General features: G+C 67.0%; 24 protein-coding genes. 9 read left to right on the forward strand and 15 right to left on the reverse strand.

Annotation, left to right across the window (positions count from 1 at the left end; genetic code table 11):
- Positions 1 to 19: 19 nt before the first annotated feature.
- From xerC to AC5P6A_RS12455, 6 genes are all read right to left on the reverse strand, one after another.
- Positions 20 to 916, reverse strand: a complete 897-nt coding sequence (gene xerC, locus AC5P6A_RS12430; RefSeq protein ID WP_346715108.1) for a tyrosine recombinase XerC — start codon at positions 914 to 916, stop codon at positions 20 to 22.
- A gap of 16 nt (positions 917 to 932) precedes the next feature.
- Positions 933 to 1,607 carry a DUF484 family protein gene (locus AC5P6A_RS12435; protein ID WP_346715109.1) on the reverse strand — a complete coding sequence of 225 codons (675 nt, stop codon included), beginning with the start codon at positions 1,605 to 1,607 and terminating at the stop codon, positions 933 to 935.
- Positions 1,604 to 2,455 carry a diaminopimelate epimerase gene (gene dapF, locus AC5P6A_RS12440; protein WP_346715110.1) on the reverse strand — a complete coding sequence of 284 codons (852 nt, stop codon included), beginning with the start codon at positions 2,453 to 2,455 and terminating at the stop codon, positions 1,604 to 1,606. The genes AC5P6A_RS12435 and dapF overlap by 4 nt, the downstream gene beginning before the upstream one ends.
- Complete coding sequence (gene lptM / locus AC5P6A_RS12445) at positions 2,448 to 2,720, reverse strand: LPS translocon maturation chaperone LptM (protein WP_031270510.1); 273 nt, start codon at positions 2,718 to 2,720, stop codon at positions 2,448 to 2,450. The genes dapF and lptM overlap by 8 nt, the downstream gene beginning before the upstream one ends.
- Before the next feature lie 82 nt (positions 2,721 to 2,802).
- Complete coding sequence (locus AC5P6A_RS12450; RefSeq protein ID WP_019660705.1) at positions 2,803 to 3,228, reverse strand: YbaN family protein; 426 nt, start codon at positions 3,226 to 3,228, stop codon at positions 2,803 to 2,805.
- 53 nt (positions 3,229 to 3,281) lie between these two features.
- The gene (locus AC5P6A_RS12455) at positions 3,282 to 5,393 is read right to left on the reverse strand and encodes a S9 family peptidase (protein WP_346715111.1); all 2,112 of its coding nucleotides are present in this window, start codon (positions 5,391 to 5,393) and stop codon (positions 3,282 to 3,284) included.
- A 205-nt stretch (positions 5,394 to 5,598) separates the two neighbouring features.
- Between AC5P6A_RS12455 and AC5P6A_RS12460 the strand changes: the two genes are divergently transcribed.
- Entirely contained in the window at positions 5,599 to 6,783 is a 1,185-nt protein-coding gene (locus tag AC5P6A_RS12460) for a pyridoxal phosphate-dependent aminotransferase (RefSeq protein ID WP_346715112.1), read from the forward strand.
- A gap of 109 nt (positions 6,784 to 6,892) precedes the next feature.
- Here AC5P6A_RS12460 and AC5P6A_RS12465 read toward each other — a convergent pair whose 3' ends face one another.
- Positions 6,893 to 8,989: a prolyl oligopeptidase family serine peptidase gene (locus AC5P6A_RS12465; protein WP_021203894.1), complete on the reverse strand. Its 2,097-nt coding sequence runs from the start codon at positions 8,987 to 8,989 to the stop codon at positions 6,893 to 6,895.
- Positions 8,990 to 9,058: 69 nt separating this feature from the next.
- Entirely contained in the window at positions 9,059 to 9,385 is a 327-nt protein-coding gene (locus tag AC5P6A_RS12470; protein WP_021203893.1) for a hypothetical protein, read from the reverse strand.
- A gap of 128 nt (positions 9,386 to 9,513) precedes the next feature.
- Here AC5P6A_RS12470 and AC5P6A_RS12475 point away from each other — a divergent pair, with 128 nt between their 5' ends.
- Positions 9,514 to 10,116 carry a lipocalin family protein gene (locus tag AC5P6A_RS12475; protein ID WP_019660709.1) on the forward strand — a complete coding sequence of 201 codons (603 nt, stop codon included), beginning with the start codon at positions 9,514 to 9,516 and terminating at the stop codon, positions 10,114 to 10,116.
- 104 nt (positions 10,117 to 10,220) lie between these two features.
- Here AC5P6A_RS12475 and AC5P6A_RS12480 read toward each other — a convergent pair whose 3' ends face one another.
- The 3 genes from AC5P6A_RS12480 to AC5P6A_RS12490 all read right to left on the reverse strand — a co-directional run bounded on the left by AC5P6A_RS12480 (position 10,221) and on the right by AC5P6A_RS12490 (position 13,010).
- Positions 10,221 to 10,910: a methionine ABC transporter permease gene (locus AC5P6A_RS12480; RefSeq protein ID WP_019660710.1), complete on the reverse strand. Its 690-nt coding sequence runs from the start codon at positions 10,908 to 10,910 to the stop codon at positions 10,221 to 10,223.
- On the reverse strand, positions 10,907 to 11,914 hold the full coding sequence (locus AC5P6A_RS12485; RefSeq protein WP_021203891.1) for a methionine ABC transporter ATP-binding protein: 1,008 nt from the start codon (positions 11,912 to 11,914) through the stop codon (positions 10,907 to 10,909). Before AC5P6A_RS12485 ends, AC5P6A_RS12480 begins: the two co-directional genes overlap by 4 nt.
- A 199-nt stretch (positions 11,915 to 12,113) precedes the next feature.
- Positions 12,114 to 13,010, reverse strand: a complete 897-nt coding sequence (locus AC5P6A_RS12490; RefSeq protein ID WP_019660712.1) for a DMT family transporter — start codon at positions 13,008 to 13,010, stop codon at positions 12,114 to 12,116.
- A gap of 153 nt (positions 13,011 to 13,163) precedes the next feature.
- Here AC5P6A_RS12490 and AC5P6A_RS12495 point away from each other — a divergent pair, with 153 nt between their 5' ends.
- From AC5P6A_RS12495 to AC5P6A_RS12505, 3 genes are all read left to right on the forward strand, one after another.
- Entirely contained in the window at positions 13,164 to 13,646 is a 483-nt protein-coding gene (locus tag AC5P6A_RS12495) for a YajQ family cyclic di-GMP-binding protein (protein ID WP_049411069.1), read from the forward strand.
- Between the two features lie 100 nt (positions 13,647 to 13,746).
- Positions 13,747 to 14,313 carry a DUF1415 domain-containing protein gene (locus AC5P6A_RS12500; RefSeq protein ID WP_026347096.1) on the forward strand — a complete coding sequence of 189 codons (567 nt, stop codon included), beginning with the start codon at positions 13,747 to 13,749 and terminating at the stop codon, positions 14,311 to 14,313.
- Complete coding sequence (locus AC5P6A_RS12505; protein ID WP_346715113.1) at positions 14,310 to 15,113, forward strand: SDR family oxidoreductase; 804 nt, start codon at positions 14,310 to 14,312, stop codon at positions 15,111 to 15,113. Before AC5P6A_RS12500 ends, AC5P6A_RS12505 begins: the two co-directional genes overlap by 4 nt.
- A gap of 102 nt (positions 15,114 to 15,215) precedes the next feature.
- Here AC5P6A_RS12505 and AC5P6A_RS12510 read toward each other — a convergent pair whose 3' ends face one another.
- Complete coding sequence (locus AC5P6A_RS12510) at positions 15,216 to 17,246, reverse strand: M3 family metallopeptidase (RefSeq protein ID WP_346715114.1); 2,031 nt, start codon at positions 17,244 to 17,246, stop codon at positions 15,216 to 15,218.
- 165 nt (positions 17,247 to 17,411) lie between these two features.
- Between AC5P6A_RS12510 and AC5P6A_RS12515 the strand changes: the two genes are divergently transcribed.
- Positions 17,412 to 17,816: a hypothetical protein gene (locus AC5P6A_RS12515; protein WP_005419475.1), complete on the forward strand. Its 405-nt coding sequence runs from the start codon at positions 17,412 to 17,414 to the stop codon at positions 17,814 to 17,816.
- Positions 17,817 to 17,863: 47 nt separating this feature from the next.
- On the opposite strand, the gene AC5P6A_RS12520 is transcribed toward AC5P6A_RS12515, so the two are convergent.
- Positions 17,864 to 18,976, reverse strand: coding sequence for a PLP-dependent cysteine synthase family protein (locus AC5P6A_RS12520; RefSeq protein WP_019660717.1), 1,113 nt, complete (start codon positions 18,974 to 18,976; stop codon positions 17,864 to 17,866).
- A gap of 126 nt (positions 18,977 to 19,102) precedes the next feature.
- Here AC5P6A_RS12520 and gloA point away from each other — a divergent pair, with 126 nt between their 5' ends.
- Together gloA and AC5P6A_RS12530 are read left to right on the forward strand one after the other, a co-directional pair.
- Positions 19,103 to 19,621, forward strand: a complete 519-nt coding sequence (gene gloA, locus AC5P6A_RS12525) for a lactoylglutathione lyase (RefSeq protein ID WP_019660718.1) — start codon at positions 19,103 to 19,105, stop codon at positions 19,619 to 19,621.
- Positions 19,622 to 19,745: 124 nt separating this feature from the next.
- Positions 19,746 to 20,174, forward strand: coding sequence for a VOC family protein (locus AC5P6A_RS12530; protein WP_019660719.1), 429 nt, complete (start codon positions 19,746 to 19,748; stop codon positions 20,172 to 20,174).
- 67 nt (positions 20,175 to 20,241) lie between these two features.
- Here AC5P6A_RS12530 and AC5P6A_RS12535 read toward each other — a convergent pair whose 3' ends face one another.
- Positions 20,242 to 20,673 carry a CBS domain-containing protein gene (locus tag AC5P6A_RS12535; protein WP_014648481.1) on the reverse strand — a complete coding sequence of 144 codons (432 nt, stop codon included), beginning with the start codon at positions 20,671 to 20,673 and terminating at the stop codon, positions 20,242 to 20,244.
- A gap of 445 nt (positions 20,674 to 21,118) precedes the next feature.
- On the reverse strand, positions 21,119 to 22,957 hold the full coding sequence (gene glmS / locus AC5P6A_RS12540) for a glutamine--fructose-6-phosphate transaminase (isomerizing) (RefSeq protein WP_019660720.1): 1,839 nt from the start codon (positions 22,955 to 22,957) through the stop codon (positions 21,119 to 21,121).
- Positions 22,958 to 23,160: 203 nt separating this feature from the next.
- Between glmS and AC5P6A_RS12545 the strand changes: the two genes are divergently transcribed.
- Positions 23,161 to 24,438, forward strand: a complete 1,278-nt coding sequence (locus tag AC5P6A_RS12545) for an efflux RND transporter periplasmic adaptor subunit (protein WP_346715115.1) — start codon at positions 23,161 to 23,163, stop codon at positions 24,436 to 24,438.
- Positions 24,439 to 24,446 lie beyond the last annotated feature (8 nt).

Genomic DNA, 24,446 nt, shown 5'->3' on the forward strand with positions numbered 1-24,446 from the left:
GCCACCGCAGGGGCATCGTTCAGCTTTCTCCGCTGCCCTCGCTGCTGCGTCGGCGCTTCGCGCGCGGGTGCGCGGCGTCGTAGACCTTGGCCAGGTGCTGGAAATCGAGGTGGGTATAGATCTGCGTGGTGGCGATGTCGGCATGGCCCAGCAGCTCCTGCACACCGCGCAGGTCGCCGGACGACTCCAGGATGTGGCTGGCAAAACTGTGCCGCAGCATGTGCGGGTGCACCTGCTTGAACAGGCCCTGGCGCTGCGCCAGCTGGCGGATGCGGATCTGCACCGCGCGCTGGCTGATCGGCCCGTTGCGGCCAGGAAACACCGGCGAGGCCGGGCCGCCACCACTTTCCGCGCGCCACGCCTGCAGCGCTTCGCGCGCCGGCCGGCCGAACGGCACCCTGCGCTGGCGGTTGCCCTTGCCCAGCACGTTGACCAGGCCGCTGTCGAAATCCAGATCGCGCCAGGTCAGCGCGCAGACTTCGCTCAGGCGCAGGCCCGAGGAATAGAACAGCTCCAGCAGCGCGCGATCACGTCGGCCGAGTTCACCTTCCGGTTCAAGCTCGACCAGCTGTACGGCTTCGTCGGCATCGAGCACCTGCGGCAACCGGCGCGGTGCGCGCGGTGCCTTCAGCGTCGCTGCAGGGCTGACCTCGATGCGGCCGTGCTTGAGCAGCCAGGCATAGAAGCTGCGGCAGGCCGACAGGCGGCGCTGCAGGCTCTTGGCCGACAGGCCGCGGCGATGCTCGTCGGCCACGAACTGGCGCAACGCATCGGCATCGAGTGCCTCCACGGCTACGCCACGCGGCTCGGCCCAGGCCGACAGCGCGTCCAGGTCGCGGCGGTAGGCGTCGAGTGTGTGCGCCGACATCCGCCGCTCCACCTGCAGATGCTGCAGGAACGCCTGTACCGCGCTCATCGCCGTCGTGCCCTGCTCAGCTCGGGAAGCGCTTCAGGCCAGTGGCCAGGGCGTCGCCCATCATGCGCAGGAACAACGTGCCCATGCCCGGGTAGAAACGGTTCGGATCATGGCTGCCGACCGCGATCAGGCCAACCCCCGGCAGCGGCAGCAGCGCGGTGGTCTGCACCTCCTCGCTGCGCGCGCCGTACAGCACGGCGTTCTTCTCCGGCTGCAGGCGGCCGCAGATCGGCTCGCCGTCCTTCAGGCAGTCGCGGAACGGGCCCAGTTGCGGATCATCGGCGGCGATCACCTGCAGCCAGTCGGCCTGTTCCAGCCCGGCCACCGGCGCATGCACCACCAGCCGCACCAGGTCGCCGGCGAAGTCTTCCTGCAACGAAGCGGCCATCGCACGCAGAGTGTCGGCCGCATTGTCCTGCTTCATCAGTGCCAGGGTCAGCTGATGCGTGCGCACCGCCAGCCGCTCGTTGACCTGGGCGGTCGCGCCCAGGTCGGCCAACCGTCGCGCCAGCTCGCGGTTCTTCTCGCGCAGCACTTCCAGCTGGTAGCTGGCCAGCGATGCGGTCGGGCCGTCATCGCGCGGCACCACCAGGGTCAGGGCCAGGTCCGGGAACTGCTTGAGGAAGCCGGGATGACGCCGCAACCAGGCAGCGACTTCGTGGGTCCCGAGCTTGTCGACGGTTTCGCTCATGCCATCCACTCCCCTTCGAAGACGAATGCGGTCGGGCCGGCCATCACCACAGGCTGGCCATCCCCCGGCCACTGGATGCGCAGGTCACCACCGGGCAGGCTGATGCGGGCATCGCGCTGCAGGCGGCCGCGCTGCATCAGGGTCACCGCAGCGGCGCAGGCGCCACTGCCACAGGCCAGGGTTTCGCCGACGCCGCGCTCGAACACGCGCAGGCGGGCGTGCGCCGGGCCCATCACCTGGGCGAAGCCCACGTTCACCGAGCGCGGGAACGAGGCATGCTGCTGCAGCAGCGCACCGACGCGCTCGACCGGCGCAGCATCGATCAGGCCGACTTCGATCACCGCATGCGGGTTGCCCATCGACACCGCAGCAAAGCGGACGCTCTCGCCCTGCAGCGGCAGCAGGTATTCCTCGCGCGGGTGGGCGAAGCCCATCAGCGGCACGTTGGCCGGCTCGAAGGCAGGCACGCCCATCGTCACCGCAAACTGCCCTTCGCCCAGCACCTTCACTTCATGGCTGGCCAGCGGGCTGTCGATGACGAACGCATCGCCCTGCGCACTCCCTTGGCGCACCAGCCAGGCCGCGATGCAGCGCGCGCCATTGCCGCACTGCTCGGAATTGGAACCGTCGGCATTCCAGATGCGGTACGAGGCCACCGAGCCTTCCGCACGCGGCGCTTCGATGGTCAGGATCTGGTCGCAGCCGACGCCGGTGTGGCGGTCGGCAAGGCGCGCGGCCAGTTCGGGCGTAGGCGGCGCGGTGCCGTCACGCAGGTCGATCACTACAAAATCATTGCCCGCGCCGTGCATCTTGCTGAAGCGCAGCGCCGTGGAACTGGCCTTACTCATCCCCGCTGCCCGCCTTCTTCGCTGGCGCGGGTGCCGGCTGAGTGGTCGTTGCAGCCGGGTCGACGGTCGTGGCGGGGGCAACGGCGCCCTGGGCCTCCGCCGGGGTCGCCTCGGTGGCGGGCTCGGCAGCGGGTTCGACGGTTTCTTCCACCGGCACCGGCTTCTGCGGCAGTACCAGCGGGCCCTTGTTGCCGCAGGCGGCGAGGAGCAGCAGCGAGGCCGCTGCCAGCGGAATCAGGATGGCGTTTCGATGGGGGATCTTCATGGCCCGAGTATAGCCATTGGCGGCTGAGCGGTTGGTGCAGGGAATCGGGTTGCCGGCCAGCGGCCGGCACTACCGCAGGCGCTCAATCCTCGGGAGGCGGAAGCGGCCGCGTCCACAGCCAGATCGCCACCACGGTCATGCTGCCGATCGAGAACCACTTCACCCAGGCAATCGGTACGCACCACAGCATGATGGCGGCGCATACCGCCATGGTGATCGTGGCCATCCACTTGCCGTAGCGGCTGACCGCCCCGTGTGCCTGCCAGTTGGCGATGGCCGGGCCGAAGCGTGGATGCTGCAGCAGCCAGTTGTGCAGGCGCTCGGAGCCACGCGAGGCGGCCCAGGCCGAAATCAGGATGAATACGGTGGTCGGCAGGCCCGGCACGAAGATGCCGACGATGCCGGTGCCGAGGCTGACATACGCCAGCAGCCACCACGCCCAGCGGAAACGCACTACGCGCGGAGGCGTGGCGGCATCGCGAGGGGCGGAAGGATCTGGCGCGCTCATGGCCGCAAGGATACCGGTTCAGGGTGCAGGCAGCGCCCGGCACCCTGTCGCGATCACGGCTGGGCGATGCCCAGCTGCTGCAGCACGAACGCGTACGACTCGGACAGCTCGCGGTAGCGCTGGAAGCGCCCCGACTTGCCGCCGTGGCCGGCTTCCATGTTGGTGCGGAACAGGATCGGGTAGTGGCCGGTGTTGTCGTCACGCAGCTTGGCCACCCACTTGGCCGGCTCCCAGTACTGCACCTGCGAATCCCACAGGCCGGTACCCACGAACAGCGCCGGGTACGCCTGCCGCTTCACGTTGTCGTAGGGCGAGTAGGACAGCATGTAGTCGTAATACTGCTTCTGTTCCGGGTTGCCCCACTCGTCGTACTCATTGGTGGTCAGCGGAATGGTCGGGTCGAGCATGGTGGTGACCACGTCGACGAACGGGACCTGCGCCACCATCACCCGGTAATCCTGCGGGGCCTGGTTGGCCACCGCGCCCATCAGCAGGCCACCGGCGCTGCCACCGGACGCAGCGACGCGATCCTTCGCCGCCCAGCCCTGTGCGACCAGGCCGCGGGTGACGTCGATGAAGTCGTTGAAGGTGTTCTGCTTGTGCAGCAGCTTGCCGTTCTCGTACCAGTCGCGGCCCATTTCCTGGCCGCCGCGGATGTGGGCGATGGCATACACCACGCCACGATCAAGCAGGCTTACCGCGGTCTGGTTGAAGTACGGATCCATCGACATGCCATAGCTGCCATAGGCGTACTGGAACAGCGCGCCCTTGCCGTCCTTCTGGTAGCCCTTGCGGTAGACCAGCGACACCGGCACCTTCACGCCATCACGTGCGGTGATCCAGACGCGGTCGGTTTCGTACTTCGACGCGTCATAGCCGATCACCGGCTGCACCTTCAGCTGGCGGCGCTCACCGGTGGCGGTGTTCAGTTCGAACACGGTGGTGGGGGTGGTCATCGAGGTGTAGACGTAGCGCAGCCAGGGCGTATCGGCCTCGGTGTTGTCGCCCAGGCCCATCGAGTACGCTGGCTCATCAGCCTTCACGTAGTCGCTGCGGCCATCCTTGAACAGCAGGCGGATGCGTTCCAGGCCCTCGGAGCGTTCGGCGATGGCGGTGTAGCCATCGAACAGTTCGAAGCCTTCGATGAACACCGCATCGTCGTGCGCGATCCAGTCCTTCCATTGCGCACGCGAAGTGGCATCGGTCGGCGCAGTGACCAGCTTGAAGTTCTTCACGCCGTCGTTGGTGCGGATCACCCAGCGGCCGTCGTAGTGGTCGGCATCGTACTCGACGTCACGCTGGCGAGGGGCCAGCACGGTGAACGTGGTCGGGTCGCCGGCCGGTGCGTAGCGCTCTTCCGAGGACACGGTGCTGTGCACGCCGATGGTGATGAAGCGATCATCGCGGGTGCGGCCGATGCCCATGTAGAAGCTGTCGTCCTTCTCTTCGTAGACGACGGTGTCGGCGCTGGCTGGAGTGCCCAGCACGTGCTTCTTCACGCGCACGGTGAGCAGCGTTTCCGGATCGTTCTCGACATACAGCACGGTGCGGTTGTCGTCGGCCCAGACCAGGTCGCCGGAGCTGCCGGTGATCACATCGGGCAGCACCTTGCCGGTGGCCAGATCCTTGAAGCGGATCGTGTACTGGCGGCGGCCCACATCATCCTCGGCCCAGGCCAGCAGCTGGTTGTCCTGGCTCACTTCCATCGAGCCGACGCTGAAATAGCCCTTGCCGGCGGCCATGGCGTTGACGTCCAGCAGGATCTCCTCGGCGGCCTCCATGCTGCCCTTGCGGCGCGCGTGGATCGGATAGTCCTGGCCGGTCTCGAAGCGGCTGTAGTACCAATAGCCGCGCTCACGCGCCGGCACGCTGGAATCGTCCTGCTTGATGCGGCCGACGATCTCCTTGTACAGGGTGTCTTCGAGCGGCTTGAGCGGCGCCAGCACCTGGTCCGCGTAGGCATTCTCGGCCTGCAGGTAGGCCAGCATGTCCTTGTTCTCGCGCTTGTCGTCGCGCAGCCAGTAATAGTCATCGTTGCGGGTCGCGCCGAACGGCGCCTTGACCACATGCGGATGCTTGGCGGCATCCGGCGGAACAGGCGGAGTGGCGGCGGTGGCAGTAGTGGTCATCAGGCTGGCGAGCAACAGGCAGAGAGTGGATTTCATGTAGTGGGGTTCCTTGAACTGCAATGCAATGGCGTCCTTGTGCCCGAGTCTGGGTTGCAGGAGGGCTGCGGGCAACCCTGCGGATCGTCATGGGGAGTGCCGGCCGCTGGCCAGCAACCTCACGAACCCGGAGACGGTCGGAATGCCGGCCGGCGGCCGGCACTACCAGAACGCATGACCCAGACGCGCGGCGTACCATGGGCACATGAGCACCCTGCCCCACACGCCGGGCTACAGCCGGCGCAGCCATGAAATCGCTCCATTCCACGTGATGTCCCTGCTGGCCCGCGCACAGGCGCTGGAGCAGGCCGGCCACGATGTGATCCACCTGGAAATCGGCGAACCGGACTTCACCACCGCCGAACCTGTCGTGCGCGCCGGCCAGGCCGCATTGGCCGCCGGTCATACCCGCTACACCGCCGCACGTGGCCTGCCGGCTCTGCGTGAGGCCATCAGCGGCTTCTATCGCAGCCATTACGGGCTGGATATCGGCCCTGAACGCATCCTGGTCACACCGGGTGGGTCCGGTGCGCTGCTGCTGGCCAGCAGCCTGCTGGTCGATCCCGGCCGCCACTGGCTGCTGGCGGACCCCGGCTATCCGTGCAACCGCCACTTCCTGCGCCTGGTGGAAGGCGGTGCGCAACTGGTACCGGTCGGGCCGGAGACCGCCTACCAGCTGACCCCGTCACTGGTGGAACAGCACTGGGATGCCGACAGCGTCGGCGCGCTGGTCGCCTCACCGGCCAACCCGACCGGCACCGTGCTTTCCGCCGACGATCTGGCCGCACTGTCGCAGGCCCTGCACGCGCGGGGCGGCCACCTGGTGGTGGACGAGATCTACCACGGCCTCACCTATGGCCTGGATGCGCCCAGCGTGCTGCAGGTGGATGACAGCGCGTTCGTGCTGAACAGCTTCTCCAAGTATTTCGGCATGACCGGCTGGCGGCTGGGCTGGCTGGTGGCACCGCCGGCCGCGGTACCGGACCTGGAGAAGCTGGCGCAGAACCTGTACATCAGCGCCTCGAGCATCGCCCAGCATGCCGCCCTCGCCTGTTTCAGCGAGGAATCGATGGCGATCTTCGAACAGCGCCGCGACGCGTTCCGCCAGCGTCGCGACTTCCTGCTGCCCGCACTGCGTGAGCTGGGCTTCCGTATCGAGGTCGAGCCGCAGGGCGCGTTCTACCTGTACGCAGACGTCAGCGCGTTCACCGACGATGCGCAGGCGTTCTGCGCCCACTTCCTGGAAACCGAGCATGTGGCATTCACGCCCGGGCTGGATTTCGGCTTCCATCGTGCCAACCAGCACGTGCGCCTGGCCTATACCCAGGAAGTGCCGCGATTGCAGGAGGCGGTGGAGCGGATCGCGCGTGGGTTGAAGCATTTCCGGTAGCGCCGGGCCATGCCCGGCGGCATCCTGCCGCGCTACGCGCGCGCCGGGCATGGCCCGGCGCTACCCGATAACGGAAAACGCCGCCCTGGGGCGGCGTTTTCCGTTCTGCTTACTTGCCGCCCAACCGCTCCCACAGGAAGCTGTAGGCCAGCGCCGACATGTGTGCGGCCTGCGCGTTGTTGGCGGCGCCGCCGTGGCCACCTTCGATGTTCTCGTAGTAGGTCACGTCCTTGCCGGCGTCGATCATCTTCGCCGCCATCTTGCGGGCATGGCCCGGATGCACGCGGTCATCGCGGGTGGACGTGGTGAACAGCACCGGCGGGTACTTCTTCTTCGCATCGAACAGGTGGTACGGCGAGAAGGTCTTGATGAACTCCCAGTCGCTGGTATCCGGGTTGCCGTACTCGGCCATCCACGATGCGCCTGCCAGCAGGTGGTTGTAGCGCTTCATGTCCAGCAGCGGCACCTGCACCACCACCGCACCGAACAGCTCCGGGTACTGGGTCAGCATGTTGCCGGTCAGCAGGCCACCATTGCTGCCGCCCTGCACGCCCAGGTGCCTGGCGCTGGTGATCTTGCGCTTGACCAGATCGCGCGCCACCGCGGCCATGTCTTCATAGGCCTTGTGGCGGTTCTGCTTCAGTGCCGCCTGGTGCCAGCGCGGCCCATACTCGCCACCGCCACGGATGTTGGCGACCACGTACACGCCGCCCTTTTCCAGCCAGGCGCGGCCCATGCCACCGGAATAGCTCGGGGTCAGCGAGATCTCGAAGCCACCGTAGCCGTACAGCAGGGTCGGATTGGAACCGTCCAGCTTCATCGCCCGATCGTGCACAACGAAGTACGGCACGCGGGTGCCATCCTTGCTGGTGGCGAAGTGCTGCTCGATCACCTTGCCCTTGGCATCGAAGAAGGCCGGCATGGTCTTCAGCGTTTCCGGGGCCTGGCCGATCTCGGCCAGCGCCAGCGTGGTCGGGGTCAGATAGTCGGTGGCCGTCAGCCACACCGCGTCGCTGTCATTGCTGTCGACCGCAGCCACCCCCAGCGTGCCGAAAGCCGGTGCACCAACGAAGCGGCTGGTCTGCCAGCCATTGGCGCCCGGCGTCAGCACCGACAGGCGGTTCTTGACGTCGTCCAGCACGTTCAGCACCAGATGGTTCCTGGTCCAGGTGGCGCTGGCCAGCGAGGTGGTCGCGGTCGGGGTGAACAGCACGTCGAACTCGCGCTTGCCGGCCAGGAAGTCATCCAGCTTGGTGGCCAGCAACGAACCGGACGCATAGGTCTTGCCCCCGACAGTCCACGGATCACGCAGCTCCAGGGTCAGCCATTGCTTGTGCAGGCCCTTCTCGGCCGAATTCGGCGCGTCGATCTTGGTCAGCGTGCCATCGTCACCGCGCAGGTAGATCTCGTTGTTGTAGAAGGCGAGCGTGCGGCTGACCAGGTTGCGTTCGAAGCCCGGAGTGTCATCGTGCGTCGCCGCGATGTACATGTCTTCCGGCTTGCCTTCGTACACCGTCGTGGCCGAGGCCATCGGAGTGCCACGCTTCCACAGCTTGGCCACGCGCGGGTAGCCGGAGGTGGTCATCGAGCCGGCACCGAAGTCGGTGTAGACGAACACGGTATCGCGGTCGATCCAGTTGAGGCCGCCCTTCGACTCCGGACGGAAGAAGCCATCCTTGATCCAGGTCTTGTTGGCCAGGTCGAATTCGCGGGTGACGTCGGCATCGGCGCCGCCGCGCGACAACGCGATCAGGCAACGGCTGTAGTCCGGGCGCAGGCAATCGGCGCCGTGCCAGACCCAGTTCTCACCCTCGGCCTTGTTCAGTGCATCCAGGTCGAGCACGGTTTCCCACTGCGGCGAGGCCTTGCGGTATTCGGCCAGGGTGGTGCGTCGCCACAGGCCACGCTCGTGCTGCTGGTCCTTCCAGAAGTTGTAGTAGTAGTCGCCGATCTTCTGCACGGCGGGAATCTTGGCATCGGAGTCGAGCACCTCGCGGATGCTGGCTTCCATCTGCTTGAATGCCGGGGTCTGCGCAAGGCGCGCCTCGGACTTGGCGTTCTGTTCCTTGACCCAGGCCAGCGGCTTGTCGCCGGTTACGTCTTCGAGCCAGGCGTAACGGTCGGTGTCTTCAGCGGCCACGGCGGTCCCCACCGAGGCAGCGGTCATCATGCCAGCCAACAGGCAGGCGGAAGCGAATCGTGACATTGCAGCTCCAGGCAGTCATAAGCCTTGGAACGCTAGCATGGATCACCGCTGTCGCCCCCGTGTCGAAGGTCAGGCCGCGGCGGTGGCGCCGCGACGGCGGCGGGCCGCACCGCCACCGCGTCGGTCCGCCTGTCCACCGGTGTGACGCGCCCGCCGCAGCCACGACAGGCGAGGCAACGGGAAGCGCAGCAGCGCCCACCAGGCCACCAGCGGCATGCCCACCAGCCACATCGGCAACCAGCCCAGCCACGCGCTGCTACCACGCGCGGCCGGCCAGACCAGGACCAGTGCCACACCGGCCAGGGCCAACTGCCGCACGCTGCGCAGCAGGCGCGGGTCGGCACGTTCAAGGCTGACGCGTTCAGCTGCAGGGCGACGGACGGAACGTGCGTTCATGGGGCTTCTCCGGTAGACAGTGCAACACAGCTTGGTCAATGCCCTTCTCAAAGGCTGCGACACCATTGACGGATCGCGCACGCTCAGTCGACCATGCTCACGCAAAGCCCTCCTGAGCCCGCTCCCGCATGACTTCGATCCGCCCGCTCTGCGCCATGCTCTTGGCCCTGTCCCTGGCGGGCCCCGCCGTGGCCGCCAGCGAGCCGCCATCGCCCCGTGCCAGCGCCCCACGCGTCGCCGACCCGGATGCGCCGATCGACCTGAAGCGCTTCATGGGTACCTGGTACGTGATTGGCCGCGTGCCGAACTTCGTCGAGCGCGGCCATGTGGCCAGCGTCAACGAGTACGAACTGCGCGACGCGCACAAGGTCGGCATCACCTACCGCTATCGTGATGGCTTCGGCGAACCCCTGCAGGAGATCCGCGCACGCGCCAGTGTCGACCCGGACAGCGGCAATCACGGCTGGCGCACCTGGTTCTATCGCGTGGTGCCCACCCATTCACGGGTGCTGGAAGTAGCACCGGATTATTCCTGGGCACTGATCGGCTACCCGGGCCGCGAGATGGCCTGGATCTTCTCGCGCACACCGGACATGGACAAGGGCCTCTACAAGGAACTGGCCGAGCGCCTGCGTGACGAATACGGGGTGAACACCGACAAGCTCAAGCGTGTGCCACAGCGCCCGGAGCAGGTCGGCAAGCTGGGTTACGAAGTACCCAACGTGCGTTGAGAGAGCGCCGGGCGCAGATGTAGTGCCGGCCGCTGGCCGGCAGCTCCGGCACACCTGGAGCAGCGCATCGTTGCCGGCCAGCGGCCGGCACTATCTGAGGCGGGCTACTTGCGGGTGTAGTGCGCGACCAGGCGGTCGCCGAGCATCTGCAGCAGCTGCACCAGGATCAGCAGCACCACCACGGTAACCAGGGCCACGTCGGTGCGGTTGCGCTGGTAGCCTTCGCGCAGCGCCAGGTCGCCCAGGCCGCCGGAACCGATCGCGCCGCCCATGGCAGTGAAGCCAACCAGAGCAACGGTAGTGACCGTGGCGGCGGCAATCAGGCCCGGCCGCGCCTCGGGAAGCAGCACCCGGGTGACCAGTTGCCAAGTGGTGGCACCCATCGACTGCGCGGCCTCGACCACGCCGCGGTCCACTTCGCGCAGCGCGGTTTCCACCAGGCGCGCGTAGAACGGCGCCGCACCGATGACCAGCGCCGGCAACGTGCCGAGCACGCCGATCGACTGGCCCATCAACCACAGCGATACCGGGATCAACACCACCATCAGGATGATGAAGGGTACCGAACGCAGCAGGTTCACCACGATCGCCAGCGCGCCATAGACCAGTGGCCGGCGTTTCATCTGCGGCGCGCCGAACACGTACAGCAGCACGCCCATCGGCAGGCCGATGGCCAGGGTAAGCGGCAGCGAGCCGGCCATCATCAGCAGCGTCTCGAGGGTGGCCTTGCCGATATCCACCCACTTGTCCGCATCCAAGTGGCGGAAGAAGCCGCCGGCAGTAGCGATGATCATCGACGCAGTTCCTCAACGTGCACGCCGGCGGCCACGAATGCGGCCTGCGCGGCGGACTGGTCACCGCCCACCAGGGCGACGACCAGCTGGCCATACGGGGTGTCCTTGATCCGGTCGATACGGCCGGACAGGATGTTGTAGTCGACCCCGGTCTGCCGCGCCACGCTGCCGAGCAGGGGTTCATAGGTGTCGCCACCGAGGAACGTCAGCCGCACGATGCGGCCACCGACGGCATCGAAATCGCGATGCAGCGCACCTTCGTCCATGTGCTCCGATTCGCTGACGAAACGGCGCGTGGTCGGATGCTGTGGATGCAGGAACACCCGGGTGACCGGCCCGGTCTCGACCATCTGGCCGGCGTCGAGCACGGCGACGCGGTCGCAGACGCGGCGGATCACGTCCATCTCGTGGGTGATCAGCACGATGGTCAGGCCCAGCTCGCGATTGATCTTCGACAGCAGCGACAGCACCGATGCCGTGGTCTGCGGATCGAGCGCACTGGTGGCCTCGTCGCACAACAGGATCTGCGGACGCGTTGCAAGTGCGCGGGCAATGCCGACGCGCTGCTTCTGGCCACCGGACAGCTGCGCCGGATACTTCTGCGCATGCGCTTCCAGGCCAACGGTCTGCAGCAGCTCGACCACGCGTGCGTCGATCTCCGCCTTCGGCGTGCCGGCCAGCTCCAGCGGGAAGGCGACGTTGCCGGCCACCGTGCGCGAAGACAGCAGGTTGAAGTGCTGGAAGATCATGCCGATGCGCCGGCGCAGCGCGCGCAGGCCGTCCGCGTCCAGTGCGGTGACATCCTCGCCACCGATCAGCAGACGCCCACCACTGGGTTCTTCCAGGCGGTTGATCATGCGGATCAGCGTCGACTTGCCGGCGCCGGAATGGCCGATGATGCCGAATACCTCACCGGCCTCGATGGTCAGGTCCAGCGGCTGCAGCGCGCTCACTGCGCGGCCGGCAACGGCATAGGATTTGTGCAGGCGCTGGAACTCGATCACGGGCGTGGCTCACCGGCTGGGTGACGGAAGGGGGCGTGCAGCCTACCAGCGCAGGCGGTCGCGCGCCCGCGCCATGGGCCAGAATGTTATTCCTTTTGGTTCTAAGCCGCTGCCCACGGTAGCGCCGGCCGCTGGCCGGCACCTGCAGCGGTCCCTCCGGCGCGAGGGGTTGCCGGCCGCCGGCCGGCCCTACCCCGGCTCAGGGGTGGTCCAACGGCTTCGGCGGCTCCTGCCGGTTCACCCGCTCGCGATGCAGCAGGTACAGGCCGGACGCAACGATGATCGCCGCCCCCACCCAGGTATAGCCATCGGGCAGCTGGCCCCAGAACGCCAGGTCCCAGCCGATCACCCAGACCAGCCCGCTGTACTCCAGCGGCGCGATCATCGAGGCCTCGCCCAGCTGGAAGGCCCTGGTCAGGGCGATCTGGCCCAGCGCTCCGGCCAGGCCCATGCCGCCGATCAGCGGCGCATGTGCCAGTTGCAGTGGCACCCAGCCGGGTAGGGCCAGCAGGCCGGCACCGATGGCCATGATCACCAGGAACCAGACCACCATCGACTGCGAGGTATCGGTGCGGGTCAGCAGGCTGACCGTGATCGCGGCTACGGCATAGGCGGTGGCCGCGGCCAGCACCATCAGCCCAGGCACCGAAATGAAGCCGTCCACGCCCGGCCGCAGCACGACCAGCACGCCGACCAGGCCGATGCCGATGGCTACCCAGCGCCGCGGCCCGACCCGTTCGCCCAGCAGCGGCACCGACAGCGCAGCGATCAGCAGCGGGGCGACGAAATAGATGGTGTAGGCAGTGGACAGCGGCAGGTCGCGCAGGGCGAACACGAAGCAGCCGATCATCGCCATGCCCAGCGCACCACGCAGCAGGTGCAGCCCCCAGCGGCGCGGCACCAGTGAACGCGGCCCGGCGCTGGCCAGCACCCAGACCAGCACGAACGGCAACGAGGCCGCGCCGCGCAGGAAGGTCACTTCCAGGGTGGGGTAGCTGGCCGACAGCTGCTTCATGCCGGCGTCCATCAGCGAGAAGCAGGCGACCGCAGCGACCATCCAGGCCACTGCGCGCGAAGGGGAGCGTTGCACGTTCATGGCCCATTATCGCCCGGTCGTCGCTTTCTGTAGAGCCGAGCCCACGCTCGGCTGCTCTTCACAAAGCAGCCGAACGTGGGCTCGGCGCTACAAAGGGCGGGCATAGGGCCCTCGCGATAGAATGGCTGCCACTGAATCCTGCGGAGCATCGCCATGCCTTCCTTCGACGTCGTGTCCGAAGTCGACACCCACGAACTGACCAACGCCATCGACCAGGCCAACCGCGAACTGGCCACCCGCTTCGATTTCAAGGGCGTGGATGCCAAGTTCGAGCGCGATGGCGATGTGATCAACCAGTTCGCGCCGACCGAGTTCCAGCTCAAGCAGATGAACGACATCCTGCGTGCACGCCTGGCCGCGCGCGGCATCGATGTGCTCAGCCTCGAATTCGGCGACATCGAGACCAACCTGGCCCAGGCCCGGCAGAAAATCACCGTCAAGCAGGGCATCGAGCAGAAGGTCGCCAAGAAGATCGCCGCTGCGCTGAAGGAGGCCAAGCTGAAGGTTGAAAGCCAGATCAATGGCGACAAGCTGCGCGTGCAGGGCAAGAAGCGCGATGACCTGCAGGACGCCATCGCCGTGCTCAAGGCCGGCAAGTTCGAGCTGCCGCTGCAGTTCAACAATTTCCGCGATTGATCTGGCCGCCGGGCATGGCCCGGCGCCGGCACCTGCGGTACGACGGCGCGTTGCAAGCGACGCGCCTACAATGTCCGCCCCGCCAGCCGACGTGCCCGCCATGACCGACGCCCAACTGCCCACCGAGGACCCGATCGCCGCCACCCGCCTGTGGCTGGAACGCATCGTCATCGGCCTGAACCTGTGCCCGTTCGCCAAGGCGGTGTATGTGAAGGACCAGGTCCGCATCGTGCTCAGCGATGCGACCACGACGGAAGCCCTGGTTGAGCAGCTGGCCGAGGAACTGGTCCTGCTGCGCGATACGCCGGCCGAGCAGATCGATACCACGCTGATCGTGCATCCGCAGGTGCTGACCGATTTCCTCGACTACAACGACTTCCTCGACAACGCCGATGCGGCGATCGAGGCGCTGGACCTGCAGGGCATCCTGCAGGTGGCCAGCTTCCATCCGGACTACCAGTTCGAAGGCGTGGCGCCGGGCGATGCCAGCAACTATACCAACCGTGCGCCCTTCCCCACCCTGCACCTGCTGCGCGAAGACAGCGTGGCGCGCGCGGTGGACGCGTTCCCTGATCCGGACGTGATCGTCGAGCGCAACATCCAGACCTTGGACCGTATCGGCGTGGACGGCTGGCATCGCCGCCTGCGTGGCGAAGACCTGTCGTGAGCACGGTGCCGCCGATTGCCGCTTGGCCGGCCGCGCCGCTGTCGGGCAAGGTGGTGCTGGTCACCGGCGGCGCCAACGGCATCGGCCGTGGCATCGCCCAGTGCGTGCTCGGTGCAGGTGGCCGCGTGTTGATCGGCGACCTGGACGTGGAAGCCGGCCAGGCCTGCCTGCGCGAGTGGCAACGCGGTGAGGACGCCGCATTCCAGCACCTGGACATTACCGACGAAGCCAGTGTGCGCGACTTCATTGCCACGGCCCTGCAGCGTTTTGGTCGCATCGACGGGCTGGTCAACAACGCGGGCATCGCCGATGCGCACGGCTCGCGGCTGCAGGACATGGACTGGGATGAATGGCAGCGCCGCCTGTCGTCGCTGCACGGCGCTTTCCTGTGCAGCAAGCACGCGTTGCCGGCGCTGACAACCAGCGCCGCCGGCGCCATCATCAACATCGCCTCGACCCGCGCCTGGCAATCCGAAGCGCACAGCGAGGCCTATGCGGCGGCCAAGGGTGGCCTGGTGGCCTTCACCCATGCGCTGGCGATCAGCGCCGGCCCGGCGGTGCGGGTGAACAGCATCAGCCCGGGCTGGATCGGCACCTGCGAGTGGCAGGCACCCTCACGGCGACACGAGCCGGAGTACTCGGCCATCGACCACGCACAGCATCCGGTCGGCCGCGTCGGCCACCCAGAGGACATCGGCGCGCTCGCGGTATACCTGCTGTCGTCGCTGTCCGGCTTCAGCACCGGCCAGGATTTCATCGTCGACGGCGGCATGACCCGGAAGATGATCTACGCCGAATGACCCACCACCGGTAGCGCCGGCCGTTGGCGGGCGTTCCGGTAGATCCACGCCATGCGTGGAGGGCGGTGAAGTGCCAACCAAGGTTGGCACCTACCCGACGCCTTACGCCATGCCCGAGTGACGCAGCAGCGCGTCGATCTGCGGTGCACGGCCGCGGAAAGCCCTGAAGTTCTCCGCCGCCGGGCGGCTGCCACCGCGCGACAGGATCTCATCACGGAAGCGTGCACCGGTTTCCGCCAGCGCCTGTGGCGCTTCCTCGAACGCGGCATAGGCGTCGGCGCTGAGCACCTCGGCCCACTTGTAGCTGTAGTAGCCCGCGGCGTAACCGCCCGCAAAGATGTGGCTGAACTGGTGCGGGAAGCGGTTCCAGGCCGGCGGGTGGTTCACCGCCACTTCCGCGCGCACGCGGTCGAGCAGCGCCAGCACGCTGTCCTGCGCTGGCTCGAACTGGCTGTGCAGCAGCATGTCGAACAGGCCGAACTCCAGCTGGCGGACGGTGGCCATGCCGCTGTGGAAGTTGCGCGCGGCCAGCATGCGCTCGTACAGCGTGCGCGGCAGCGGCTCGCCACTGTCCACGTGCGCGGTCATCGCCTGCAGGTGGTCCCATTCCCAGCAGAAGTTCTCCATGAACTGGCTGGGCAGCTCAACCGCATCCCATTCCACGCCGTTGATGCCGGCCACGCCCAGTTCGCCGATGCGGGTCAGCAGCTGGTGCAGTCCGTGGCCCATCTCATGGAACAGCGTGGTCACTTCGTTGTGGCTGAAGGTGGCCGGCTTGCCGTTGGCACCCCGGCCGAAGTTGCACACCAGGTAGACCAGCGGCGTCTGCACGCTGCGGTCGGCGCGCACGCGACGGTTGCGGCAATCATCCATCCACGCCCCGCCGCGCTTGCCCTCGCGTGCGTACAGGTCCAGGTAGAACTGGCCGACCAGCGCACCCTGCGCATCGACCAGGCGGAAGAAGCGCACGTCTTCGTGCCAGACCGGCGCGCTGTCCTCCTGCACGCGCAGGCCGTACAGCTGCTCGATCACCGAGAACAGGCCGCCCAGTACCTTCGGCTCGGTGAAATACTGCTTCACCTCCTGCTCGGAATAGCTGTAACGCGCCTGCTTCAGGCGATCGGCGGCGAACGCCAGGTCCCAGGCCTGCAGCTGCTCGATACCCAGTTGCTCGCGCGCGAACTGCTCCAGCTCGGCACGGTCCTTGGCCGCGAACGGTTTGGCGCGCGAGGCCAGGTCACGCAGGAAACCGAGCACTTCGGCCGGGTCCTGCGCCATCTTGGTCGCCACCGAGTAATGGCCGTACGAATCGAAGCCGAGCAACGCAGCCAGTTCGGCGCGCAGGGCCAGGATGCGGTCGATGTTGCCGCTGTTGTCCAGTGCGTCATCGCCGAATTCGGACGCACGCTGGGCGCTGGCGCGGTACAGGATCTCGCGCAGGTCGCGGTCCTCGCCCCAGGTCTGCACTGGCAGGTAGCACGGCATCTGCAGGGTCAGTTTCCAGCCGGCCTTGCCGTCCTTTCGTGCTGCGGCATGCGCGGTGGCCTTCACGTCTTCCGGCAGGCCCTTCAGCCGCGCTTCGTCTTCGATGATCAGCGACCAGGCATCGGTAGCGTCGAGCACGTTCTGCGAGAACTTCGCCGACAGCGCCGACAGTTCTTCCTTGATCGCAGCAAAACGCTGCTGGGCCTCGGGCGCCAGCTCGGCGCCGCCCAGGCGGAAGTCGCGCAGGGTGTTGTCCAGCACCTTGCGCTGGGCTTCATCGAAATGCGCCGCCTCCGGGCTGGCGGCCAGCGCCTGGTACTGCCGATACAGCGCCAGGTTCTGCCCCAGCGCACTGGCGAAGCGGGTCACCCGCGGCAGGTTGCTGTTGTAGGCCTCGCGCAGTTCCGGGGTGTTGACCACGCCCTGCAGGTGGCCGACCAGGCCCCAGGCGCGCCACAGTCGCTCGGTCGCGTCGTCCAACGGGGTGACGAAGGTCTCCCAACGCACCGGCTGCACCTGCTCGGCCGCGCTGACGGCGGCTTCGGCCTCGGCCAGCAGCACATCCAGCGCCGGCGCGACGTGCTCGGGGCGGATCGCCTCGAAGCGCGGCAGGCCGGAAAAATCGAGCAGGGGGTTGGCAACGGTCACGGCAGATCTCCAGGATACGGGCCCGGCACCCGGGCAGCCCTCCAGATATGGCGCTGCCGGGCGCGGCTGACAAGGGGGCACGGCATTCACATCGGCCTTACGCGCGCCCCCCGAAGCTCTGGATGCGGGGGAGTCCGCAGCGGCACGTACCGAACGAGGCCCCACATGGAAGGTCTGGCTGCAGTTGCATCCGCCTCACCGGCGCGGTCGCTGGCACTGTCTGCCAGCGCGGCCGAACTGGCCTGGATCGCCGCGCTGTGCGATGCCGGCGACGACGCCCCGCGCCACCTGCAGCAGTTGCAGGCGGTGCTGCAGCAGGGCGGCACGTTCAATGAAAGCCAGGAGTGGTACCCGTTCGAAGTGGTCGAGCGCGGCGCCAGCCAGCTGCAGCTGGGCCATGAGCGCGAGTTCGTGATCTGCGTGCTGCTGTGGTTGCAGGCATTGGCCCAGGGCCGCGCCAGCATCCTGGATCCCACCCTGCACCTGGATGACCGCGCGATGGACATCGAGGCCTTGCCCGATGCACTGCGCGACGCGGTACTCGACGCCTTCACCGCAGCGGGTTACTGAGACACCGTCGCGGATGCCGACATGGCCCGGCGACAACGTCGGCCGTCCTACAACGCTTCCAGGCTGCACCACGGCAATTCGGGCAGTCCCTGCCCGGCCACCGCAGCGGCCAGCTGTGCGTCGGCGCCGTCGACATCAATGCCCTGGCGCGCGTACCACGCCGGATCGTAGTAGCTCTGCGCATAGCGCTCGCCGCTGTCGCACAGGATGCTGACGATGCTGCCCTGGTGGCCCGCCTCGCGCATCCACTGCGCCGCCTGCAGCACGCCGATGAAGTTGGTGCCGGTGGAGCCACCGACGCGTCGGCCGAGCTGGCGGCTGACATGGCGCATCGCAGCCAGGCTCAGCGCGTCGGGTACCTTGACCATCGCATCGACGCTGGTCGGGATGAAGCTCGGCTCCACCCGTGGCCGGCCGATGCCTTCCACGCGCGAACCACCACTGCAGGTCAGGTCGCGCCAGTCCTGTTCACCGGCCACGGCGGCCCGGTAGCCGTCGAAGAACACCGACACTTCCGGGTCCGCACACAGGATGCGGGTGTCGTGGCGGCGGTAGCTGACATAGCGGCCCAGGGTGGCGGCGGTGCCGCCGGTGCCGGGGCTGCACACGATCCATTCCGGAACCGGGCTGGGCTCTTCGGCCATCTGCTTGAAGATGGACTCGGCGATGTTGTTGTTGGCACGCCAGTCGGTCGCGCGCTCAGCGTAGGTGAACTGGTCCATGAAGTGGCCACCGGTTTCACGGGCCAGCTTTTCCGAATCACAGTTGAGGTCGCAGGCGCGTTCGACCAGGTGGCAGCGGCCGCCTTGGAACTCGATCGCGGCGATCTTTTCAGGCGAGGTGGTGGCCGGGATCACCGCAATGAACGGCAGGCCGAGCAGGCGCGCGAAATAGGCTTCGGACACCGCCGTCGAGCCGCTGGACGCTTCGATCACCGGTCGCCCTTCGCGCAGCCAGCCATTGGCCAGCGCATACAGGAACAGCGAGCGCGCCAGCCGGTGCTTGAGGCTGCCGGTGGGATGGCTCGACTCATCCTTCAGGTACACATCGATGCCCTCGAACCCGGGCAGCGCCAGCGGGATCAGGTGGGTATCGGCGGAGCGGTTGAAATCGGCTTCAATCTTGCGGATGGCGGCGGCCACCCATTCACGCTGCGACATGGCGGGCAATCGTTGTCAGGACGGAACGGTGCGATCCGGCCATTGTACGTCGCGGTACCGTCAGGTGCTGGCCGGTAGAATGCCCCCATCCGGCCGGCAACGGCCCTGTCTGAAGGACCTCCCCCCATGACCATTCCCGCCCTGCGCGATGTCCCCGGCGTCGCCGCCCAGGCCCCGGCCGAAACCACCGGCTTCGTGTTCAACCACACCATGCTGCGGGTGAAGGACATCACCGCCTCGCTGGACTTCTACACCCGCGTGCTCGGCTACCAGCTGATCGACAAGCGCGACTTCCCCGAGGCCCAGTTCAGCCTGTACTTCCTGGCCTACCTCCCGGCCGGCGTGGTGGTACCGGAAGACGACAGCCAGCGCCGCCTGTGGATGGCCGGCCTGCCGGGCGTGCTGGAACTGACCCACAACCACGGCACCGAAACCCAGGACGGCGCGGTCTACCACGACGGCAACAGCGACCCGCGCGGCTTCGGCCACATCTGCGTGTCGGTGCCGGACATCGAGGCGGCCTGCCAGCGCTTCGAGGACCTCGGGGTAACCTTCCAGAAGCGGCTGACCGACGGCCGCATGAAGAACCTGGCCTTCATCAAGGACCCGGACGGCTACTGGGTCGAGATCATCGCCAACGTCTGACCCGGAAAGGGGCACAATTCCGGTAGCGCCGGGCCATGCCCGGCGGCCTTGAGCAGGCCGCGCTGCGCGCTCGCCGGGCACGGCCCGGCGCTACCGACTCCGTCCCCTTTTTGAAGAGGTTCGTATGGAAACGATGGAACTGCACCGTGGCCGCCTGATCGACCACATCCAGCTGGTGGTGCGCGACCTGGCCGCCAGCCGCCGCTTCTACCAGGCAGTGTTCGATACGATCGGCATCCCACTCGGCGGCGAAGGGCCGGACTTCTTCTGGGCCGACGAGCTGTTCATTTCCAGCGCCAGCAGCCGTGCCGCCGCCGGCCAGCTGACCGGCCGCCATCATCTCGCCTTCCAGGCCCGCGACAGCGCCACGGTCGATGCCTTCCACACCGCTGCCATCGCCGCCGGTGGCACAGACAACGGCGCACCGGGCGAGCGCCCCTACCACCCGGGCTACTACGGCGCCTTCGTGCTCGACCCCGATGGCAACAACATCGAAGTGGTCTACCACGGCCCGGCGAACTACAGTGCCGACTCGGTGAAGGTGACGTTCTGACTTCACCGACGCCGTGAACGAAGAAGCCGGGCAATGCCCGGCTTCTCTGTTTCCAGCGCTGCAGCCCTCAGTGGGCGGCCATGTAGATGTCCTGCAGCACGGCCTTTTCCAGTTCCAGCTCGCCCAGCAGGTTCTTCACGATATCGCCCAGGCTGAGGATGCCGACCAGCTGGTTGCCGTCGGTCACCATCAGGTGACGGCGACGCGAGTATGTCATCAGCGACATGGCCTGCTTCAGCGTGGCGTCCGGCGCAATGCCCTCCAGGCCCGTGGACGGCAGGCTGGAAATCACCCGGCGGCCGGCCTGCGGGCCATCATCGGCCAGGGTGCGCACGATGTCCTTCTCGGAGATGATGCCGACCGGGGCATCGTCCTTCATCACCACCAGCGCAGCGATCCTGTTCGCGCTCATCTTGTGGGCGGCGGCACCGATGGTGTCTTCGGCATCGATGGTGATGACAGCTTCTTTCTTGGATTGCAGGAGTTCGCGGACGTTCATTCTTGTTTCCTGGTGCAGGTCACTGAAGTCAAAAAAGTGTGCTCTTCCGATACGCCCCCTCCCCGGGAACAGACCTTTCAGCGCACGTCTGGCGCACCCGTCTGCCGCATGGGAGGCATCGGCAGACGACGTGCTGCAACGCGAACGAGGTGGGGGTTCAACCGCTCAACCCGGACCTCGGTCAAATCGATTCTACGACTGCGACCATCGGTCACTACCGGCATCGATAGGACAGTTCGTCATGGGAACCAGCTGACGATCCAGAGAATGGCACCGCGGCTGAAACCGCCGCTGAATACAAGCGCAGTTGCGCATTAAAGATTGATTGCCCGCTGCCGACAGCGGACAGAACACCCGGCGGCAATCCCACTTCGCACTGTCCGGCCAAACGAAAGGGCCCACGCGGGGCCCCTTCGCTTGCAGCATCCAACCGGAGCGATGGGTATTACTCCACCGTCACGCTCTTGGCCAGGTTGCGCGGCTTGTCCACGTCGGTGCCGCGTGCCAGCGCAGTGTGGTAGGCCAGCAGCTGCACCGGGATGGTGTGCACGATCGGGCTGAGCACGCCGGCGTGGCGCGGGGTGCGAATCACGTGCACGCCTTCGGACGCGTTGAAGTTGCTGTCCTGGTCGGCGAACACGAACAGCTCGCCGCCACGCGCGCGCACTTCCTGCATGTTCGACTTCACCTTTTCCAGCAGGCTGTCGTTGGGGGCGATCACCACCACCGGCATATCCTCGTCCACCAGCGCCAGCGGACCATGCTTCAGCTCACCTGCCGGGTAGGCCTCGGCGTGGATGTAGGAAATCTCCTTGAGCTTGAGCGCGCCCTCCAGCGCGATCGGGTAATGCAGGCCACGGCCCAGGAACAGCGCATTGGACTTGCGCGCAAAGCGTTCGGCCCACGCCGCGATCTGCGGTTCCAGGTTCAGCGCGTGCTGCACGCTGCCCGGCAGGAAGCGCAGCTGCTCCAGGTAATCCGCTTCCTGCGCCGCGTCGATGCGGCCATGCAGCTTGCCCAGCACCACGGTCAACTGGAACAGCGCGGCCAGCTGGGTGGTAAAGGCCTTGGTCGAAGCCACGCCGATCTCGGCGCCGGCACGGGTGTAGCAGACCAGCTCGCTGGCGCGCGGAATCGCGCTTTCCGGCACGTTGCAGATCGACAGCGTGTGCTTGTGGCCAAGCGCCTTGGCGTACTTCAGTGCCTCCATCGTATCCAGCGTTTCGCCGGACTGGGAAATGGTCACGACCAGATGCTTCGGGTTCGCATAAGCGGCGCGGTAGCGGTACTCGCTGGCAATCTCCACGCTGCACGGCAGGCCGGCGATGGCCTCGATCCAGTAGCGCGCGGTCAGGCCTGCGTAGTAGCTGGTGCCGCAGGCGATGATCTGCACGCCTTCGATGCCCGACAGCACCGCCTCGGCGTTCTTGCCGAACAGCTCGGCCGGGAAGCCACCGGCGTCGATCGCCGCTTCGATGGTGTCGCCCAGCGCACGCGGCTGTTCGTGGATTTCCTTCTGCATGAAGTGGCGGTACGGACCCAGCTCCAGCGAGGCCAGCGACACATCGGACAGATGCACGTCGCGCTCGACCGGCTGGTCATGCTCGTCGAAGATGCGCACGCCATCGCGACGGATCTCGGCGGTGTCGCCCTCTTCCAGGAAGATCACCTTGCGGGTGGCCGAGATCACCGCCGAGACGTCGGAGGCGACGAAATTCTCGCCCTCGCCCAGGCCGATCAGCAGCGGGCAGCCCATGCGCGCGCAGACGAAGCGCTCCGGCTCGGCGCGGCTGACCACGGCCAGCGCATAGGCACCGGTCAGCTCTTTCACCGTGTGCTGCAGCGCCACCAGCAGGTCATCGCCGTCCTTCAGGTGATGGTGGATGAGGTGGGCGATGACTTCGGTATCGGTCTGCGACTCGAAGGTGTAGCCCAGCGCACGCAGCTTCTCGCGCTGCTCCTCATGGTTCTCGATGATGCCGTTGTGCACCAGCGCCACGCCATGGCTGATATGCGGATGCGCGTTGGCCTCGGTGACACCACCGTGGGTGGCCCAGCGGGTGTGGCCGATGCCCAGCACCGCATTGAAGCCCTCTGCCTCGGCCGCGGTGGCCATTTCCGACACACGACCGGTACGACGCACGCGGCGTACATCGCGGCGCTCACCCTGGTCGACTACCGCAATACCCGAGGAATCGTAACCACGGTATTCAAGACGCTTCAGCCCCTCGATCAGTACCGGCACCACGTCGCGATCAGCGATCGCACCCACGATTCCACACATGTCACGCGTTTCCTTGAAGACGATCGGCGCATTCTAGCCCGCGCGTCCGGCGTCGCCCTCCTGTCCGCTTAATGAAAGTGTCCGGAAAGGTGTCCGCGGACACCCGGACACTTCGCCTCCTCATCCAACCTGTTGAACCAAAAGGAAATAAGGTTGGCACGCAACCTGCTTGGTACTGGTTACCACCGTCAGGCACGCATCCGATGATCCGCGACACCTCCGCACAGGACCAGATCGTTTCCACCGCCCCGGCCGGCACCTCCCGCGTGGCCTGGCACCGCTATCGCTGGCCGGCGCTGGGTGCCATCGCGCTGCTGGCCGGCATCGGCTGGGCGGTACATGCCTGGTCCAATGCCAGCCGCTCCTTCGACAGCAGCCGCGTGCGCATCGCCGAAGTGAAGCGCGGCGACCTGGTGCGCGACATCGCCGCCGACGGCCGCGTGATCGCCGCCAACAGCCCGATCCTGTATGCCATCTCGGCCGGTACCGTGGACCTGAAGGTGGTCGCCGGTGACGTGGTCAAGAAGGGCCAGGAGCTGGCGATCATCGACAGCCCGGAACTGCGCAGCAAGCTGGCCCAGGAACAGGCAACGCTGGCCGGGCTGGAAGCCGAGGCCAGCCGCGCCGCGCTGGACGCGACCCTGGCCCGCGCCAAGTCCCGCAAGGAAACCGACCAGGCCACCATCGAGCGTCAGGCCGCCGACCGTGACCTGCAGCGCTACCAGCGCGGCTACGACGGCGGCGCGGTACCGCAGATCGACCTGGCCAAGGCCAAGGATTCGCTGAAGAAAGCCGACATCGCCCTGGCCAACGCCACCACCGATGCGCGCCTGCAGAGCCAGGGCGCCGACCTGGATGCCCGCAACAAGCGCCTGCTGGCCGACCGCCAGAAAGCAGTGGTGGCCGAAGTGCAGCGCCAGGTCGATGCGCTGACGCTGCGCGCGCCCTTCGATGGCCAGGTTGGCCAGGTGCAGGCCGTGCAGTCCACCAACCTGGCCGCCAACGCGCCGGTGCTGGGCGTAGTCGACCTGTCCAAGTTCGAGGTCGAGATCAAGGTGCCGGAAAGCTTCGCCCGCGACCTGGCGATCGGCATGCCGGCCCAGCTGACCGGCGGCAATGGCCAGCCGTTCCCGGGTGAGATCAGCGCGGTGTCGCCGGAAGTGGTCAATGGCGAGGTCAATGCCCGCGTGCGCTTCGCCAGCGCGCAGCCGGAAGGCCTGCGCCAGAGCCAGCGGATGTCGGTGCGCGTGCTGCTCGATACCCGCAAGAACGTGCTGAAGGTCGAGCGCGGTCCGTTCGTCGAACAGGGCAACGGCGTGGCCTACGTGATGGATGGCCGCACCGCCGTGCGCCGTCCGGTCGAACTGGGCGTCAGCAGCCTGGGCGAAGTGGAAATCAAGTCCGGTGTGCAGCCAGGCGACCGCATCGTGGTCTCCGGCAGCGACCTGTTCAAGGACGCCGAACGCGTCTCCGTCAACTGATACCTGAA

This window comes from Stenotrophomonas sp. YJH_SMC_20 (genome assembly GCF_059367845.1).

Excerpts from the sequence above, each read along its gene's own strand:
- xerC (WP_346715108.1), bottom strand. The coding sequence starts at position 916 with ATGAGCGCGGTACAGGCGTTCCTGCAGCATCTGCAGGTGGAGCGGCGG.
- AC5P6A_RS12435 (WP_346715109.1), bottom strand. The coding sequence starts at position 1,607 with ATGAGCGAAACCGTCGACAAGCTCGGGACCCACGAAGTCGCTGCCTGG.
- dapF (WP_346715110.1), bottom strand. The coding sequence starts at position 2,455 with ATGAGTAAGGCCAGTTCCACGGCGCTGCGCTTCAGCAAGATGCACGGC.
- lptM (WP_031270510.1), bottom strand. The coding sequence starts at position 2,720 with ATGAAGATCCCCCATCGAAACGCCATCCTGATTCCGCTGGCAGCGGCC.
- AC5P6A_RS12450 (WP_019660705.1), bottom strand. The coding sequence starts at position 3,228 with ATGAGCGCGCCAGATCCTTCCGCCCCTCGCGATGCCGCCACGCCTCCG.
- AC5P6A_RS12455 (WP_346715111.1), bottom strand. The coding sequence starts at position 5,393 with ATGAAATCCACTCTCTGCCTGTTGCTCGCCAGCCTGATGACCACTACT.
- AC5P6A_RS12460 (WP_346715112.1), top strand. The coding sequence starts at position 5,599 with ATGAGCACCCTGCCCCACACGCCGGGCTACAGCCGGCGCAGCCATGAA.
- AC5P6A_RS12465 (WP_021203894.1), bottom strand. The coding sequence starts at position 8,989 with ATGTCACGATTCGCTTCCGCCTGCCTGTTGGCTGGCATGATGACCGCT.
- AC5P6A_RS12470 (WP_021203893.1), bottom strand. The coding sequence starts at position 9,385 with ATGAACGCACGTTCCGTCCGTCGCCCTGCAGCTGAACGCGTCAGCCTT.
- AC5P6A_RS12475 (WP_019660709.1), top strand. The coding sequence starts at position 9,514 with ATGACTTCGATCCGCCCGCTCTGCGCCATGCTCTTGGCCCTGTCCCTG.
- AC5P6A_RS12480 (WP_019660710.1), bottom strand. The coding sequence starts at position 10,910 with ATGATCATCGCTACTGCCGGCGGCTTCTTCCGCCACTTGGATGCGGAC.
- AC5P6A_RS12490 (WP_019660712.1), bottom strand. The coding sequence starts at position 13,010 with ATGAACGTGCAACGCTCCCCTTCGCGCGCAGTGGCCTGGATGGTCGCT.
- AC5P6A_RS12495 (WP_049411069.1), top strand. The coding sequence starts at position 13,164 with ATGCCTTCCTTCGACGTCGTGTCCGAAGTCGACACCCACGAACTGACC.
- AC5P6A_RS12500 (WP_026347096.1), top strand. The coding sequence starts at position 13,747 with ATGACCGACGCCCAACTGCCCACCGAGGACCCGATCGCCGCCACCCGC.
- AC5P6A_RS12515 (WP_005419475.1), top strand. The coding sequence starts at position 17,412 with ATGGAAGGTCTGGCTGCAGTTGCATCCGCCTCACCGGCGCGGTCGCTG.
- AC5P6A_RS12520 (WP_019660717.1), bottom strand. The coding sequence starts at position 18,976 with ATGTCGCAGCGTGAATGGGTGGCCGCCGCCATCCGCAAGATTGAAGCC.
- gloA (WP_019660718.1), top strand. The coding sequence starts at position 19,103 with ATGACCATTCCCGCCCTGCGCGATGTCCCCGGCGTCGCCGCCCAGGCC.
- AC5P6A_RS12530 (WP_019660719.1), top strand. The coding sequence starts at position 19,746 with ATGGAAACGATGGAACTGCACCGTGGCCGCCTGATCGACCACATCCAG.
- AC5P6A_RS12535 (WP_014648481.1), bottom strand. The coding sequence starts at position 20,673 with ATGAACGTCCGCGAACTCCTGCAATCCAAGAAAGAAGCTGTCATCACC.
- glmS (WP_019660720.1), bottom strand. The coding sequence starts at position 22,957 with ATGTGTGGAATCGTGGGTGCGATCGCTGATCGCGACGTGGTGCCGGTA.
- AC5P6A_RS12545 (WP_346715115.1), top strand. The coding sequence starts at position 23,161 with ATGATCCGCGACACCTCCGCACAGGACCAGATCGTTTCCACCGCCCCG.